Genomic DNA, 15,848 nt, shown 5'->3' on the forward strand with positions numbered 1-15,848 from the left:
GTGTCGGACTATCTGCGCCCACGGCCGTAGGCTGTCTCCCGTGAGCAAGAGGCAGGGGCACGGGGGTGGTCAGAACGCGCTCAACGTGCCCAATGTGCTGTCCATGCTGCGCGTGGCTGGAGTCCCCATCTTCCTGTGGGCCATCCTGACCGAGCAGGACGTGCTGGCGCTCCTGGTGCTCATGGGATCGGGGATTACCGACTACCTCGACGGCAAGATCGCCCGTCACTATGGCCTGGTCACGACGCTGGGCCAATATCTCGACCCGATCGCCGACCGGCTCTACATCGCCTCGACCCTCTTCGGCCTGGCCTGGCGCGACATCATCCCGTGGTGGTTGGTCGCACTGCTGGTCGCTCGCGACGCCTTCATCCTCGGGATGTATCCCGCGGTGCGCTCCTACGGCCTTCCGGTGCCCCCGGTGCACTTCATCGGCAAGGCCGCCACCTTCAACCTCATCTATGCCTTTCCCCTGCTGCTGCTGGGCAGCTTCGACTCCTGGCTCGGCACGGTCGCCCTGCCGGTTGGTTGGGCCTTCGCCTGGTGGGGCACGGGGCTCTACTGGCTGGGCGGGCTGCTCTATGCGTGGCAGGTCAGCGATATGCTCGGCCAACGACGGAGACAGTGGCAGGCGGTGGATGCGTGAGGTTCCTACGCAACCGAGTCGTCGACCCCGATCGGGACCCCGCGGAGTCGATGGCTCTCCTCCGCGAGGTGATGGACCCACCGCTCGACCCGGGATACAGCTCCTGGGCTGAGACGCGCGAGCTCAGTGGGCTGCCGCGGAGCACCGGGGGCAAGAGCTGGCTCCTGCTCGTGACGGCAGTGGCGCTGGGCTTCCTGCTCACGGTGTCGGCGCAGACGTTGCGCACCCCCGCCCTCGACGACGGCACGGCGGAGAGCGAACTGCGGGAGCGAGTCGAGGCCGCCGACCTGCTGGGTGACGAGCGGGCTGCTGAGATCGATGTGCTGCGGACCGAGGTGGCGGCGCTGCAGGCCTCGCAGCTGGCCGCGCAACCTGACCCCGCTGCTGCGCGCGCGGCGTCGATCAACGCGGGGGCCGCGGCACTGGTCGGACCCGGAGTTGTGGTCACGCTCAACGACCCGCCGCTCTCGGCGGATGCGCAGGAGGGCGAGCGGGTGCTCTCCCGAGACGTGCAGCTCATCGTCAACGGACTCTGGGCCAACAGCGCCGAGGCGATCTCGATCAACGACCTCCGGCTGACCTCGACCTCGACGATCCGGTTTGCGGGCAAGGCCATCGTCGTCGACAACAAGGGGTTGGCGCGCCCCTACGTGATCAGCGCCATCGGCCCGCAGGCACAGCTGATGGCCGAGCTGACCTCGGGTGACACGGGCACCTATCTCAGCGACCTCAGGTCCGAGTTCAGGATCGTGGTCGACGTTGCTGCAGACGATGACATCACCGTGCCGGCAGCGGCCCGGCTCAGCACGCGGGTCGCGCGTGTGCCGGACGACAGCATGACAACGGAGGACAGTTCGTGATCCCTCTCATCGGCCTGCTGGCGGGCGTCTTTATCGGGCTGTTCCTGTCGCCGACCGTGCCCCTGTGGCTCGAGCCCTATCTGCCGATCGCCGTGATCGCTGCCCTTGACGCGGTGTTCGGCGGTGTTCGTGCTGCCCTGGACGGTGCCTTCAACGACAAGGTCTTCGTCGTGTCGGTGCTGTCCAACGTGCTCGTCGCCGCTGTGATCGTCCTGCTCGGCAACCAGCTGGGGGTCGGAGCACAGCTCTCGACGGGTGTCGTGGTCGTCCTGGGGCTGCGGATCTTCTCGAACGTCGCCGCCATCCGGCGCCACCTCATGGGGGCCTAGCCCGTGGCACAGCCCCGCAAGAAGCGCCGGGCGGTGCGCCGGCAGGGACCGCCGCCCGTCCGCTCAGCTCCGGACGTCGCGATCGACCTCGGCCAGCCACCTGTTGCTGAGGTGGTCAGCGACTCGACCGCCGACGAACCGGCGGTCGAGTCACCAGGCATGGACCAGCGAAACGATGCCACCCCAAGCGATGCCATACCGAGCGATGCCACACCGAGCGATGCCACCCCAAGCGATGCCACACCGAGCGATGCTGCCCCGGACGGTGACGAGCCGGGCGATGTCCCGCCAGCAGGAGATGCGGCATACGAGATCCCGACCGAGACCGCTGCTGCCGCTCCGGTCGATGCCGGCCCGGTCGACGACGATCCCGCCACGCCAGCGGCAGAAGGCGGCAACATGCCGGTCTCCACGCGCCACGCGTGGCGCCGCCTCGAACGTCTGCTCAAGCCTCGCATCAGCACCGGCAACGTGCTCGCTGCGCTGATGACGCTCGCAGTCGGGTTTGCCCTGGTCGCTCAGGTGCAGAACGCGCAGGGCGGCGGGTTGCAGGACCTCTCCGAGACCGAGCTGGTGGCGCTGCTCGACGACGTGAGCGAGCGGGCCGACTCGCTCGAGGAGGAGATCCGGCTCCTGGAAGCCGACCGGCGCACCCTGGAGCAGGGGTCGGGTGTCGAGGCAGCGGAGGCCGCCCAGGCACGCCTGACCAGCAACCAGATCCTTGCCGGGTCGGTGCCGGTCATCGGACCAGGCATCACGATGAGTGTGTCGGCACCAGAGGGCGGGTTCACTCCGACGATGATGATCGACGTCATGCAGGAGCTGCGCAACGCCGGAGCAGAGGCCATCCAGTTCGGCACCGTGCGGGTCGTCGCGAACACCTGGATCGGGACCGAGGACGGGCAGCTGACGGTGGACGGGCAGATCGTGGAGGCACCTTTCCGCATCCTCGCGATCGGCGACTCGCACACCCTCTCCGGCGCGATGGCGATCCCCGGCGGCTTCACCGACAGCGTGCGCGGCATCGGTGGTGACGTGCAGATCGTGGAGGGTGAGTCGCTGCTCATCGACTCCTTGAAGATCACGGGCGAGCCTCGCTACGCTCGCCCCGTCCCGTCAGAGTAGGGTCGGCACCACGGAACGTTTCGATGAGGAGACTGGAAGACATGAGCGAACTTGAGTACCCCGAGGACCTTCGCTACACCAGCGACCACGAGTGGATCCGGGACCAGGGAGAGGGCGTGGTCCGGGTCGGCATCACGTCCTACGCCCAGGACGCGCTGGGCGACGTGGTCTATGCCAGCCTTCCGGCCGTCGGCGATGAGCTGGCCGTGGGTGACGCCTGCGGCGAGGTGGAGTCGACCAAGTCCGTCAGTGACATCTACGCACCGCTCGCCGGTGAGGTCGTCGCCGTCAACGAGGCGCTCGACGCCACCCCCGAACTGCTCAACTCCGACCCCTACGGTGAGGGCTGGATGATGGAGATCAAGCTGGCCAACGAGGCGGACCTCGACGGGCTCCTGGATGCGGGCGCCTACCGGGAGCAGGTCAACTAGGCTGGCGGTCGAAACGAGGAGGTTTTGTGAGCGACAGGGAGCGTGAGCACTACGGGTCCGGTGTGGACCCGACAGCCAACCTGCCCCCGGGGGCCGACCTGCCGGCGCAGGGCTACTCCTTCGACGAGGACCTGCCGCGGCTGTCCGACGCCGACCAGCGCACGGTCGATGCGCTCTTGCCGGGCACGGCCCTGCTGATCGTCCTGCGCGGACCCAACACCGGCGCGCGCTTCCTGCTCGACGCCGAGGAGGTCAGTTCTGGACGGCATCCGAGCAGTGACATCTTCCTGGACGATGTCACCGTCTCGCGTCGGCACGCGGTCTTCGCGCGATCGGGCTCCGGCTATGAGGTGCGCGACATCGGGTCGCTGAACGGGACCTACGTCAACCGTGAGCGGATCGACCAGCAGACGCTGGAGCCGGGGGACGAGGTCCAGATCGGGAAGTTCCGGCTGGTCTTCTATCTTGGGCGGCAGTGAGTCTGCTCACGATCGGACAGGTGCTGCGCGAGCTGCAGCAGGAGTTCCCAGATCTCACCGTCTCCAAGATCCGATTCCTCGAGACTGAGGGGCTGGTGCTGCCGCAGCGCCGAGAGTCGGGTCAGCGTGCCTTCGCCCCTGACGATGTGGTGCGCCTCCGCTTCGTGCTGCGGGCCCAGCGAGACAAGTTCTGGCCGCTGAAGGTCATCAAGGCAGCCCTGGACCGGATGGACCTGGGGGTGGACCTCCAGACTCCGGAGCGATCGACCAACGAGTATGCCGAGGCACCGGGCACCGAGGACCAGGCCGGGACCGGCGACGGCCCGGCCGGCAGCGCGGCCACCGACACCTCTGCCAGTGCCGCGCCCCGGCTGCCGACGGCCGCCCAGCTGCGGCGCCGACGAGCGATCCGGCTGACCCCGCTCGAGCTGCGCGAGCACACCGGGCTGGACCTGGCGGCCTACACCCAGCTCAAGGCCTTCGGACTGATCCGGCTCGACTCCTCGGGCCGCCACCCGGCCGACGACCTGGACGTCGCCCGGGAGTGCACCGCCTTGGCGGCCTACGGGCTGGAACCACGCCACCTGCGCCTCTTTCGGGTCGCCGCCGACCGGGAGGTGAGCCTGGCCCAGCAGATCCTCGAGCCGGTCCGCCGTCGGCGAGCCCGAGGGGTGCCCGAGGCTGACCCGGAGGCGCTCGAGACGGAGATCATCGCCCACACCCTCGCCCTCCACGTGGCCCTCGTGCGGGCAGGTCTGGGTCAGACGCAGTAGCCTGGGGTGCGTGAAGGAGTTGGACGTCCTGGGTGTGCGCGTCGAGATGCCGACCAACAACCCCATCGTGCTGTTGCGGGAACGAGATGGCCAGCGTTACCTGCCGATCTGGATCGCCGCGCCCGAGGCCACTGCGATCGCCTACGCCCAGCAGGGCGTGCAGGCACCGCGACCGCTGACCCACGACCTGATGGTCACCGTCCTGGAGGATCTGGGTCACCGGTTGGACGAGGTGCGGATCACCAGGCTCGAGGACAACATCTTCTATGCGGTCCTGGTCATTGACGGCACGATCGAGATCTCGGCCCGGCCCTCGGACGCCATCGCCCTCGCGCTGCGAGCCGCGACGCCGATCCTGGCTGCCGAGGACGTTTTGGACGCCGCCGGCGTGGCGATGGCTGTCGATGACGAGGACGAGGTGGAGCGCTTCCGCGAGTTCCTGGACCAGGTGTCGGCAGAGGACTTTGACGAAGGACAGGACGACCCACCGCGTGGCGGTGATTGACCCAGGGCGCAACTACGCCTACCGTCGAATCACACCAACGTAGTCTAGGAGGACTGCCAGTGGGCACAGGAGCCGAAGTGCGCGGCCCGCAGGATCCCGCGTCGCCGGAGCAGGGGTTGCTGTTCACCTCCGACGTGCCAGCGCTCGAGGAGGGCATCGGCTACCGCGGTCCGACCGCGTGCAGCGCGGCCGGGGTGACCTACCGACAGCTGGACTACTGGGCCCGGACCGGGCTGCTGGAGCCGTCCGTGCGCAACCCGAGCGGGTCGGGCACCCAGCGTCTCTACAGCTTCCGCGACATCCTGGTCCTCAAGCTCATCAAGCGGCTGCTGGACGCGGGGGTCTCCCTGCAGCAGATCCGGGTCGCCATCAACCACCTGCGCGAGCGAGGGGTGCAGGACCTGGCGCACATCACCTTGATGAGCGACGGCGCCAGCGTCTATGAGTGCACCTCCGACGACGAGGTCATCGACCTGGTCCGCGGCGGACAGGGCGTCTTCGGCATCGCCGTCGGAAGCGTGTGGCGCGAGGTAGAGGGGACCCTGGCCTCCATGCCCAGCGAGAAGGCTGAGGCACCCGGCGCAGGCGACGATGAGCTCTCGCAGCGCCGGCGCGCCCGCAAGAGCAGCTGAACCGCAGACCTCTCGGGTCGGCACCTTTCTGGTTAGACTCGGCACTGCTGTTGAACCCGCGCGTGAGAGTCCTCACGCTGTGAGGCGCCGAAGGGGCAATCTCCCCGCCAAGCTCTCAGGCGCCAGGAACGCGCGGCCGAGGCAACTCTGAACGGGTCACCGGACAGAGGGGGCGCACCAGAAGGAGCCCTCATGTCAACGCTTCCGGAGTTCGCGAGCCGTCACATCGGCCCCCGCGACGACGACGTCGCCACCATGCTGGAGACCGTCGGCTACCCCAGCCTCGCGGCTCTGGTGGACGCCGCGGTGCCCCCACGGATCCGCACCGGCGCAGCCCTCGACATCGAACCGGCCGAGTCCGAACAGGCGGTCATCGCCGAGCTGCGCGAGGTCGCTAGCCAGAACACCGTCGTCACCTCGATGATCGGTCTGGGCTACTACGGCACCCAGACACCGCCCGTCGTGCGTCGCAACATCCTCGAGAACCCTGCGTGGTACACCGCCTACACGCCCTACCAGCCGGAGATCTCCCAGGGCCGGCTCGAGGCGCTGCTCAACTTCCAGACCGTCGTCTCCGACCTGACCGGCCTGCCCACGGCGGGTGCCTCCTTGCTGGACGAGGGCACCGCGGTGGCCGAGGCGATGACCCTGATGCGTCGCGGCACCAAGCTCGGCGACGACGCGGTCCTGCTCGTCGACGAGCACCTCCTGCCGCAGAGCGCCGCCGTCCTGGCCACCCGTGCGCAGTCCCTCGACATCGAGGTGGTCACCGGCGACCTGTCCGATCCAGAGGCGCTGGCTGCTGGCAGGCCCGTCTTCGGGGCCATCGTGCAGTATCCCGGCGCCGACGGAGAGATCCGCGACTGGTCCGCCCTCGCCGAGACCGTGCACGCCGGCGGCGGGCTGGTCACCGCGGCCGCGGACCTGCTCGCCCTGACGGTGCTGCGGGCACCGGCGGAGTGGGGTGCCGACGTGGCCGTCGGCACCACCCAGCGGTTCGGCGTCCCGATGGCCTTCGGAGGCCCCCACGCGGGCTTCATGAGCGTGCGCGCGGGGCTGGAGCGGACCATGCCCGGCCGCCTCGTCGGGGTGAGCAGGGATGCCAGCGGCGCTCCGGCATACCGGCTGGCCCTGCAGACCCGTGAGCAGCACATCCGGCGCGAGAAGGCGACCTCCAACATCTGCACCTCACAGGTGCTCCTGGCCGTGATGGCCAGCATGTATGCCGTGTGGCACGGTCCCGACGGGTTGCGCCGCATCGCCGAGCTCGTGCACGGCCGCGCACGCTACCTGCGCGACGCGCTGGTCGCCGGAGGAGTGGAGGTGGTGACGACCAACTTCTTCGACACGCTGACGGTCCGAGCCGACTCCGCGGCGGTTGTCTCCGCCGCCCTCACCGAGGGCGTCAACCTCTGGCCGCTCGACCCCGAGCACGTGCTGCTCAGCACCGACGAGTCGATCACCCGGGCTGACCTGGACAAGGTGCTGCGTGCCTTCGGGGTCGAGGCCCCGACCGCTCCCGGAGCTGAGGGTCCCGCCTGGGACCCAACGTTCTCCCGGACCAGTGACTACCTGACCCACCCGGTCTTCAACACCCACCGCAGCGAGACGCAGATGCTGCGTTACATCAAGGCCCTCGGCGACAAGGACTTCGCCCTCGACCGCGGCATGATCCCGCTCGGGTCCTGCACGATGAAGCTGAACGCCACGACCGAGATGGAGTCGATCACCTGGCCGGAGTTTGCCTCGTTGCACCCGTTTGCCCCGCACGACCAGACGGTCGGGTCGCGGCAGATCGTCAGCGAGCTGGCGTCGTGGCTGGCCGAGATCACCGGATACCACACGGTCAGCCTGCAGCCCAACGCCGGCTCCCAGGGCGAGCTCGCAGGCCTGCTGGCCATTCGCGCCTACCACCTGGCCCAGGGCGATGAAGCCCGCAGGATCTGCCTGATCCCGGCGAGCGCCCACGGCACCAACGCCGCCAGCGCGGTCATGGCCGGGCTCAAGGTCGTCGTGGTCAAGACCGCCCCTGGCGGCGACATCGACATGGACGACCTGCGGACCAAGATCGACAATCACCGCGAGGAGCTGGCGGCCATCATGGTCACCTACCCCTCGACCCACGGCGTCTTCGAGGAGACGATCAGCGAGCTGTGCGAGCTGGTGCACGAAGCCGGAGGCCAGGTCTACGTCGATGGCGCAAACCTCAACGCCATCATGGGACTGGCCCGTCCGGGCGAGTTCGGCGGCGACGTCTCGCACCTCAACCTGCACAAGACGTTCTGCATCCCGCACGGCGGCGGCGGCCCCGGTGTCGGTCCGGTTGCGGTGCGTGAGCACCTGGCCCCCCACCTGCCCAACCACCCGCTGGACAGCAGCGCCGGCCCCGAGTCCGGCGTCGGTGCCATCTCGGCGGCACCCTACGGCTCGGCAGGCATCCTGCCCATCTCGTGGGCCTACGTGCGCCTGATGGGCGGCGCGGGCCTGACCCGTTCGGCCGAGGTTGCCGTGCTCAACGCCAACTACGTCGCCAAGCGCCTCGGTGAGCACTACCCGGTGCTCTATGCCGGCAAGAACGGCCTGGTGGCCCACGAGTGCATCCTCGACCTGCGCGGCCTCACCAAGGAGACCGGAGTCACCGTCGACGACGTGGCCAAGCGCCTGATCGACTACGGGTTCCATGCCCCGACGATGAGCTTTCCTGTCGCCGGCACCCTGATGGTGGAGCCGACCGAGAGCGAGGACCTGGGCGAGCTGGACCGTTTCATCGACGCGATGATCGCGATCCGCCGCGAGATGGACGACGAGGGTGCCCGCGAGATGCTGCGCGGTGCCCCCCACACAGCGCTGGAGCTGGCGGGGGAGTGGGAGCACTCGTACGACCGCATGGCCGCGGCCTTCCCTGGGGGTGCAGCCGGGAAGTACTGGCCGCCGGTCAAGCGCATCGACGGCGCCTTCGGAGACCGCAACCTGGTCTGCTCCTGTCCGCCACCCGAGGCGTTCGAGGACTGAGCCTTCGAGCCTGTCAGGTTGTGCCTGCCGGACGTGTCCGGCAGGCACAACCTGTCTGCGTCTGACTAGTCTGTCTTCAACGTCAGGAGGCGCCATATGGGACAGGAAGTCAGTTCTGCTGCGTTCAGCCGTGAGGACCGGCAGGCCTACCGGCACAAGGTGCTGCAGTCGCTCGACATCTTCGAGCACATGCTCGAGCAGAGCCGGTTCGACTTCACCCGCCCGCAGATGGGTCTGGAGATCGAGCTCAACCTGGTCGACAGCGCCCTTGACCCTGCTCTTATCAACGAGGTGGTCCTCGCGGACCTCGAGGGGACCGAGTTCGACTTCCAGGCCGAGGTCGGCCGCTACAACATCGAGATGAACGTGCCGCCGCGCCCGATGGCCGGCGACCAGGCGGTGCGTCTGGAGCGCTGGCTCAACGAGTCCCTGCGCCGCGCTGGGGATGCTGCCCGGGTCCACGGGGCGCAGGTCACTGCTGTCGGCATCCTGCCGACCCTGATGCAGGACCTGTTTGACGACGAGTGGCTCAGCCTCGGCGTGCGCTACACCGCGCTGAACAACGCGATCCTCGCCGAGCGTGGAGAGGGCCTGGAGCTGGACATCGAGGGCCCGACCGGCGAGCGGGTCTCGGGCTACTTCGAGACGATCGGACCGCTGTCGGGGTGCACCTCCGTGCAGCTGCACCAGCAGGTGACCCCGCAGGACTTCCCGATGTACTGGAACGCGGCCTCCGCCATCACCGGGGTGCAGGTCGCCCTCGCCGCGAACTCGCCATACCTGTTCGGCCGGCGGCTGTGGGCCGAGACGCGGATCCCGTTGTTCAGCCAGATGGTCGACACCCGATCCGTGGAGCTCAAGGCCCAGGGCGTGCGCCCCCGGGCCTACTTCGGCGACCGCTGGATCACCTCGATCTTCGACCTGTTCGAGGAGAACGTCCGTTGCTTCCCGGCGCTGCTGCCGGAGCAGACCGAGGAGGATCCGGTCGCGGTCTACAAGTCTGGGGAGGTCCCCACCCTCGGGGAGCTACGGCTGCACAACGGGACCGTCTACCGCTGGAACCGGCCGATCTATGACAACGTGCGCGGCGTGCCGCACCTGCGCGTCGAGAACCGGGTCCTGCCCGCCGGCCCCTCGGTGATCGACATGGTGGCCAACGCGTGCTTCTACTACGGGCTGCTCGAGAAGCTGACCAGCAGCGGGCGCCCGATCTGGACCAAGATGCCGTTCAGCGACGCCGAGGACAACTTCGAGCAGGCGGCCCGCCACGGCATCGTCTCCTCGCTGGCCTGGCCCGGGCTCGGCAAGCTGCCGGTGACCGAGCTGGTCGCCGAGCACCTGCTGCCGCTGGCCGACGAGGGGCTGGCCGGCCTGGGGCTGCGCAAGGAGGTGCGGGCGCACTATCTGGAGGTCATCGCCGAGCGGTGCCGGTCGGGTCAGAACGGTTCGTCCTGGCAGGTGGCCTGCACCGAGCACTTCGAGGAGCAGGGGGATGACCGTCCCACCGCGCTGCACAAGATGTTTGCGCTCTACATCGAGAACATGGACGAGAACCGGCCGGTGCACACCTGGGAGCTCCCCGGCTAGGACGGCACCGGCCTCCCACCCCGCCTGTCAGGCGAGGATATTCCACCCCTCGATGACCGGATCCTCCCGGTGGTGTCCCAGGATGCCGACCGCTCCGGTCTCAAAGGTCAGGTGCGCGCCAAACCGGGGTTCGGTGCGCAGGAAGACCGCCGTCAGGATCCGCAGCGACTGGCCGTGACCGAAGAGCAGGACGTCACCCTCGAGGTGGCTGACGTTCGCCAGCACCCGGCTGGCCCGGGCCGCGACCTCCTCGACGGTCTCTCCGGGTGTCCGTCCGGGCTGCACACCGTCACGCCAGACGCTCCAGGCAGTGCCGGTCTCAGCGCGGATCTGCGCGGTGCTGATGCCCTCGGCGGCGCCGTAGTCCCACTCGACGAGATCAGGGTCCACGGTGTCGACCCGCTGACCGGCCAGCTCTGCCGTGCGCAGAGCTCGTTGCAGAGGTGAGGACCGCACATGGGCGATGTCGAACCGCGCCAGCAGCGGCCGCAACGCTCGGGCTCCCTCCTCGCCGGAGGGCAGCAGGGGCAGGTCGGTCAGGCCAGTGTGCTGACCGGACTCCGACCACTCGGTCGCTCCGTGCCGGACCAGGATCAGTCGCTGCGTCATTCTGGCAGGCTAGTGCGTATGAGCGATGACAACCTGCGGAAGATCACCCTGACCCGCACGGGGGAGCGTGACTACGAGGCCGAGAACCCCAGAGGGGGCCGGCTCACCTTCGGGGAGGGGCAGTCGGCAGACTTCACGCCGGTGGAGCTGCTGCTGACCGCGATCGCAGGCTGCTCCGCCATCGACGTGGACTACCTGACCACGCGACTGGCCGAGCCGACCCAGTTCGACGTCGCAGCAGAGGCGGAGAAGCTGCGTGACCACGAGGGGAACCACCTCGGCGAGGTGAGGATCACCTTCACCGCGCGGTTCCCAGCCGGACCCGAGGGAGACGCCGCTCGCACCCGGCTCCCGGACGCGGTGGCCAAGTCGCGGGACCGGCTGTGCACCGTCTCGCGCACCGTCCAGCTCCCCACGCCGGTGGACTACGTCATCACCTGACAGAGCTCGCGCGCCGCCTCGGACTCAGCGACGCGGTGGTGCTCGGGCTCGGTGTGCTGGCCTACCTTTTCCCGCGCCCCTCCGGCGGGACGGGCGGGACGGCCTAAACAGGTTGAAGGCAGAGATGCGGACCCGGATACTTTGGGCATGACCACCTGGGGACACCTCCGCACCGAGGACGTGCCCGCCTGGGCCGAGCTGACCAACCTTCTGGCGCGCGTGGACGAGACCGAGGAGTTCTATGAGCCGGAGGACCTGGCCGAGGAGCTGACCGAGCACGGGTTCACGTCGGAGCTGGACTCGTGGACGCTGTGGCAGGCGGAGCAGCTCGTCGGCTATGGCCAGCTGCGGTTGCGCCAGGACCACCAGGGTGACGTGGTGGCCCACCTGGGCGGCGGCATACACCCTGATCACCGGGGGCGGGGCCTCGGCCGGGCGCTGATGGACCGGATGGAGGCGCGCGCAGTCGAGCTGGGCGACCAGCGTCATCCAGGTGCGCGCCAGCTCTGGGGTGCGTCAGGCAACCTGGAGGGCGCTTCGGTGCGGCCCATGCTGGAGCACCGAGGCTACCGGCCCGTGCGGTGGTGGAACGAGATGAAGCAGCTCTTGCCTGCCACGGTGGACGTGCCCGAGGTGGACGCGCTGCTGGTGTCGCCCACCGACGAGCACCAGGAAGCCACCCGCCTGGCCCACAACGAGGCCTTCCGCGACCACTGGGGGTCGGGACCGACCACGCCCGAGCGCTGGGCCGACAGCTGGACCGCACGCTCCAACCGCCCGGCCCTGTCCACCCTCGCACTGGACGCGGACGGCAGTGTCCTCGCCTACGTGATGGTCGGCCAGTGGGTTGCGGGGGAGGCCTACGTCAACCTGGTCGGCACCGTTCCCGCAGCGCGCGGTCGCGGGCTGGCGCACGCTGCCCTCCTCCGCACGATCGGTCGCGCGGAAGGATATGAGTCGATCTCGCTCGACGTGGACTCCCACAGCCCGACGGGGGCCACCCGGCTCTATGAGAAGGCGGGCTTTGTGCTCAGCAAGACCACGGCGTCCTATCAGCGGGAGGCACTGCGCCGCTGACGGTGCCGCCCCCGCGTGGCTATTGTGAGGCATGGCCACCTTCCTCGACATCCACCCCGTGGACCCGCAGCCCCGTCTCGTCAGCCGGGTGGTCGACACCCTGCGCGAGGGCGGACTGGTCGCCTACCCCACCGATGCCTGCTATGCGCTGGGGGCCGAGCTGGGCAACCGCTCGGCCAGGGACCGGATCATCGACATCCGCAAGCTGGACGACAAGCACCACTTCACGCTGGTCTGTGCCGACTTCGCACAGCTGGGGCAGTTCGTGCAGCTCGACAACGCAGTGTTCCGGGCGGTCAAGGCCGCCTCACCTGGGCCGTTCACCTTCATCCTGCCGGCCACGCCCGAGGTGCCCAAGAAGTTGTTGCACCCCAAGAAGCGCACCGTGGGGGTGCGGATCCCGGAGCACCGGATCACCCAGGCCATCCTTGCGGAGCTGGGCGAACCGATGCTCTCCAGCACGCTGCTGCTGCCCGGTGACGAGGAGCCGCTGACCTTCGGCTGGGAGATCAAGGAGCGACTCGACGGTCAGGTCGACATCGTGATCGACGGTGATGCGACCGGCCACGAGCCGACGACGGTGATCGACTTCTCGCAGGGCTACCCCGAGGTGGTGCGGCAGGGCGCAGGGGATCCCGCACAGTTCAGCTGACCGCTACTCGGTGACCCGCAGGACCCCGTGGGCACCGCGCTCCGCATCGACCATCACGTGTGACACCAACGGATAGTGCCCGGCCTCCGGGAGCACGAGCTCCACGAAACCGCCCTGGGCCGGCTGCAGGCCCAGTGCCTGAGCGCTGCCGGTGCCCTCACCGTCGGCACTGTCCGAGCCTGCGCCGTCCGGCCCGCCGAGGACCCAGCGGCCCTCCTCATAGACGGTGTCGAACTGACCACCGACCACGTGGAAGCTGCTGGCGCGGTTTGGACCGGAGTCCAGCACCCAGATCCGCACCCGCTCACCGACCCCGGCCTCGAGCTGGTGCTCGTCATACTGGTTGGCGATGCCGTTGAAGACGACCAGGTCGGGGCGCTCGGCGACGATCTTGTCGGCACTGACCTCGGTGGCGTCGTCGGCCGACGTGGCGACCTCGCTGAGATACACCTCGGACTGCACCAGGAGATATTCGTGGTCGACCTCCGGGAGGTTGGGCGGGTCGATGATCACCGCACCGGTCATGCCCGCCGCGATGTGACTGGACATCGGCATGGTCGAGCAGTGATACATCCAGATGCCCGAGTGCGTGGCTGTGAAGCGATAGACGAGGGACTCACCCGGGGGGATGGTGCGCATCGGACGGTCCGGCGCCAGCGACCCGGCGTGGAAGTCGATGGAGTGGCCCATCGTGCCGTCGTTGACGAGGGTGATCTCGAAGACGTCACCGACCTTGCCGCGCAGCGTGGGGCCCGGGGCCGTCCCGTTGAAGGTCCACCGCTTCTGCCACACGCCGGGCGCGACCTCCAGCGCGACCTCCTGGGCCGTGAAGGTGACCTTGTGCAGGGTGCCCTCAGGGGCTGGCGCCAGCACGGGGTCGATCGGTGCCAGGACCGGTGGGGGGTCATTTGTGAGGATCGGCGCGGCGGGGGCCGAGCCCGCCGGACCGCCGTGCAGGTCGCCCTGGGTGTCGCCGCTGGGACCGCTGGGGCTGTCGGCCGACGTGCCCGCGGGTGCGCCCTCGGTCTGCACCGTGAAGGTCATCCCCATCTGCCGGTGGCCCACGACGGTGCACCAGCCGTCCATCGGGCCGGTGACGACGTCAATGACGACCTCGGCGCGCTCCTCGTGGCCCAGTCGCGGGGTCTTGGCGTCGCCCAGGACGAGGTCGTGCGTGGTGGACGGGTCGTTGTTGACCAGGTCGATGACCAGACGGTTGCCGAGGGGCACGGTGATGCTCGACGGGGTGTAGGACATGCCGTCGGCAGAGACCTCGACCCGCGTGGTCTCGCCGGTCGCGACCACCCCCTGGGCCTGGGCCGCCGATGTCGGAGTGGTGCTGCTGAGACCGGCGGCGACGGGGTCCAGCCCGACGCCGATCGTGATCGCCACCAGGAGTGCGGAGACGCCACCGACCGACTGGGCGACGGTCAGCGCCGACGCAGGGCGTTCGACAGGGGTGCCGGGCTGGCGCACCGGCACCGCGGGCGGACTGTCGGCGGCCGCCCGGCGGGCCCGGACAAAACTGACGATCGCGGCGATCATCAGGGGGATGAAGCAAGCCAAGGCCGCCAGCACGAGCACGGACACGGTCACGCGCACCAGACTGGGCACCGGCAGCAGGCACAGCAGGAGTCCGACATTGATCACCACCAGGCGCAGCGCGGCCAGCTTGTTGAACCAGGCCTGCGGGATGCGGACCAAGGACGGGCCCCCGCCGAGGACGACGGGCATCAGATAGGACAGGGCCCCGGTGAGCAGCTGGGCGGCGAAGCCGACGACGAAGATCGAGGCCAGCAGACCCACCGAGTCCGAGACCGGGCCCCGTGCGACGAGCCAGGTCGTGACGGCGATCCCCACGGCAAGCCAGACCAGGGCTGAGCCCACGGAAGCCGTGGCAAACTCACGCGGCGGGCGCCGACGGGCGGGCCGCCACAGGGCACGGCCCCACCACACCAGGCCTGCGGCATACACCAGCAGGCCAGCGACCGTCACCCAGCGCAAGCCCGCAAAGGCGCCAGCGTTGAGGATCACCAGCGCGGTCGCGAGCAGGGGCAGGGCCTGGGTGGCCAGCGACTCGGCCCGGGTGTCCATCGGGGTGCGCAACATGGTCGGCCAGAGCGTGATCAGGGTGCCGGTGACGGTCAGTCCGACCCACCCGAGCAGGTTCGTCATCATGTGGGCGACCAGCAGCCGCTCGTGCCAGCTCTGGCTGAGACCGAGGGCCAGCGTGGCCCCGAAGGCGGCGCCGAGCGGCAGACAGACCGCGGCCAGCAGGTAGTAGCGCAGGGTGATCCGGAACCGTCCCGGCAGGGCGTGCCGCAGTCGGCGCCGCAGCATCAGCGCGTGCCAGATGACTGCGACCGACACCAGGCTGGCCCCGACCACGACGAGCCACCAGGTGGCGGTGGGCACGCCGACCAGGACGACCGAGGTGCCGACCAGCAGGAGCACGAGGCGGCGGTTCTGGTGGGATCGGGAGTCCAGCTCGTCAGGAGTCTTCAGCAGCGCCTGGGCGAAGTGGGTGCTCCACACGAAGATGGCATGGGTCAGCGCCCCGAGCAGGACGAGGTGCACCATCAGCCACGTCGCGTCCGGCACCCACTGGTGGATCGCCGCGACGACGACGGCCAGGACCATCCAGAGCAGGCTCGGGTGGTCGCGCATCGGCCACCTGCCTCGTGCCTGAC

The 15,848-nt window shown here is 69.2% G+C and carries 16 protein-coding genes and 1 riboswitch; of the genes, 14 read left to right on the forward strand and 2 right to left on the reverse strand.

What is annotated here, in order from left to right; translation table 11 throughout:
• Positions 1–40 precede the first annotated feature (40 nt).
• The 11 genes from clsA (at position 41) to NF557_RS08505 (ending at position 10,379) form a co-directional block, all read left to right on the forward strand.
• Entirely contained in the window at positions 41–646 is a 606-nt protein-coding gene (gene clsA, locus NF557_RS08455) for a cardiolipin synthase ClsA (RefSeq protein WP_252623745.1), read from the forward strand.
• Positions 643–1,506: a DUF881 domain-containing protein gene (locus tag NF557_RS08460; protein WP_252623748.1), complete on the forward strand. Its 864-nt coding sequence runs from the start codon at positions 643–645 to the stop codon at positions 1,504–1,506. Before clsA ends, NF557_RS08460 begins: the two co-directional genes overlap by 4 nt.
• The gene (locus NF557_RS08465) at positions 1,503–1,835 is read left to right on the forward strand and encodes a small basic family protein (RefSeq protein ID WP_252623753.1); all 333 of its coding nucleotides are present in this window, start codon (positions 1,503–1,505) and stop codon (positions 1,833–1,835) included. Before NF557_RS08460 ends, NF557_RS08465 begins: the two co-directional genes overlap by 4 nt.
• A gap of 3 nt (positions 1,836–1,838) precedes the next feature.
• Complete coding sequence (locus NF557_RS08470; RefSeq protein ID WP_252623756.1) at positions 1,839–2,960, forward strand: DUF881 domain-containing protein; 1,122 nt, start codon at positions 1,839–1,841, stop codon at positions 2,958–2,960.
• Positions 2,961–3,001: 41 nt separating this feature from the next.
• Positions 3,002–3,391 (forward strand): glycine cleavage system protein GcvH, encoded by a 390-nt coding sequence (gene gcvH / locus NF557_RS08475; RefSeq protein WP_252623759.1) that lies wholly within the window; start codon positions 3,002–3,004, stop codon positions 3,389–3,391.
• A gap of 26 nt (positions 3,392–3,417) precedes the next feature.
• A complete protein-coding gene (locus tag NF557_RS08480; protein WP_370584134.1) occupies positions 3,418–3,870 on the forward strand; it encodes an FHA domain-containing protein in 453 nt (150 codons plus the stop codon).
• Positions 3,867–4,643 carry a transcriptional regulator FtsR gene (gene ftsR, locus NF557_RS08485; protein WP_252623762.1) on the forward strand — a complete coding sequence of 259 codons (777 nt, stop codon included), beginning with the start codon at positions 3,867–3,869 and terminating at the stop codon, positions 4,641–4,643. Before NF557_RS08480 ends, ftsR begins: the two co-directional genes overlap by 4 nt.
• Positions 4,644–4,653: 10 nt before the next feature.
• Positions 4,654–5,148 (forward strand): bifunctional nuclease family protein, encoded by a 495-nt coding sequence (locus NF557_RS08490; protein ID WP_252623764.1) that lies wholly within the window; start codon positions 4,654–4,656, stop codon positions 5,146–5,148.
• A 53-nt stretch (positions 5,149–5,201) separates the two neighbouring features.
• Complete coding sequence (locus NF557_RS08495; protein ID WP_370584447.1) at positions 5,202–5,780, forward strand: MerR family transcriptional regulator; 579 nt, start codon at positions 5,202–5,204, stop codon at positions 5,778–5,780.
• Positions 5,781–5,831: 51 nt separating this feature from the next.
• A riboswitch (glycine riboswitch) is annotated at positions 5,832–5,921 on the forward strand.
• Between the two features lie 51 nt (positions 5,922–5,972).
• Positions 5,973–8,792: an aminomethyl-transferring glycine dehydrogenase gene (gene gcvP, locus NF557_RS08500; RefSeq protein ID WP_252623765.1), complete on the forward strand. Its 2,820-nt coding sequence runs from the start codon at positions 5,973–5,975 to the stop codon at positions 8,790–8,792.
• A 96-nt stretch (positions 8,793–8,888) separates the two neighbouring features.
• Entirely contained in the window at positions 8,889–10,379 is a 1,491-nt protein-coding gene (locus NF557_RS08505; protein WP_252623766.1) for a glutamate-cysteine ligase family protein, read from the forward strand.
• Between the two features lie 27 nt (positions 10,380–10,406).
• Here the strand turns inward: NF557_RS08505 and NF557_RS08510 are convergent, their stop codons facing one another.
• Positions 10,407–10,988 carry a histidine phosphatase family protein gene (locus NF557_RS08510; RefSeq protein WP_252623768.1) on the reverse strand — a complete coding sequence of 194 codons (582 nt, stop codon included), beginning with the start codon at positions 10,986–10,988 and terminating at the stop codon, positions 10,407–10,409.
• A gap of 18 nt (positions 10,989–11,006) precedes the next feature.
• On the opposite strand from NF557_RS08510, the gene NF557_RS08515 reads away from it, so the two are divergent.
• From NF557_RS08515 to NF557_RS08525, 3 genes are all read left to right on the forward strand, one after another.
• A complete protein-coding gene (locus NF557_RS08515) occupies positions 11,007–11,429 on the forward strand; it encodes an OsmC family protein (protein WP_252623771.1) in 423 nt (140 codons plus the stop codon).
• A gap of 147 nt (positions 11,430–11,576) precedes the next feature.
• Positions 11,577–12,506 (forward strand): GNAT family N-acetyltransferase, encoded by a 930-nt coding sequence (locus NF557_RS08520; RefSeq protein ID WP_252623772.1) that lies wholly within the window; start codon positions 11,577–11,579, stop codon positions 12,504–12,506.
• A gap of 31 nt (positions 12,507–12,537) precedes the next feature.
• Positions 12,538–13,158, forward strand: coding sequence for an L-threonylcarbamoyladenylate synthase (locus NF557_RS08525; protein WP_252623775.1), 621 nt, complete (start codon positions 12,538–12,540; stop codon positions 13,156–13,158).
• A 3-nt stretch (positions 13,159–13,161) separates the two neighbouring features.
• On the opposite strand, the gene NF557_RS08530 is transcribed toward NF557_RS08525, so the two are convergent.
• Positions 13,162–15,825, reverse strand: a complete 2,664-nt coding sequence (locus NF557_RS08530; protein ID WP_252623786.1) for a multicopper oxidase domain-containing protein — start codon at positions 15,823–15,825, stop codon at positions 13,162–13,164.
• Positions 15,826–15,848 lie beyond the last annotated feature (23 nt).

Source organism: Ornithinimicrobium cryptoxanthini (assembly GCF_023923205.1).
GTDB classification, from domain to species: domain Bacteria; phylum Actinomycetota; class Actinomycetes; order Actinomycetales; family Dermatophilaceae; genus Ornithinicoccus; species Ornithinicoccus cryptoxanthini.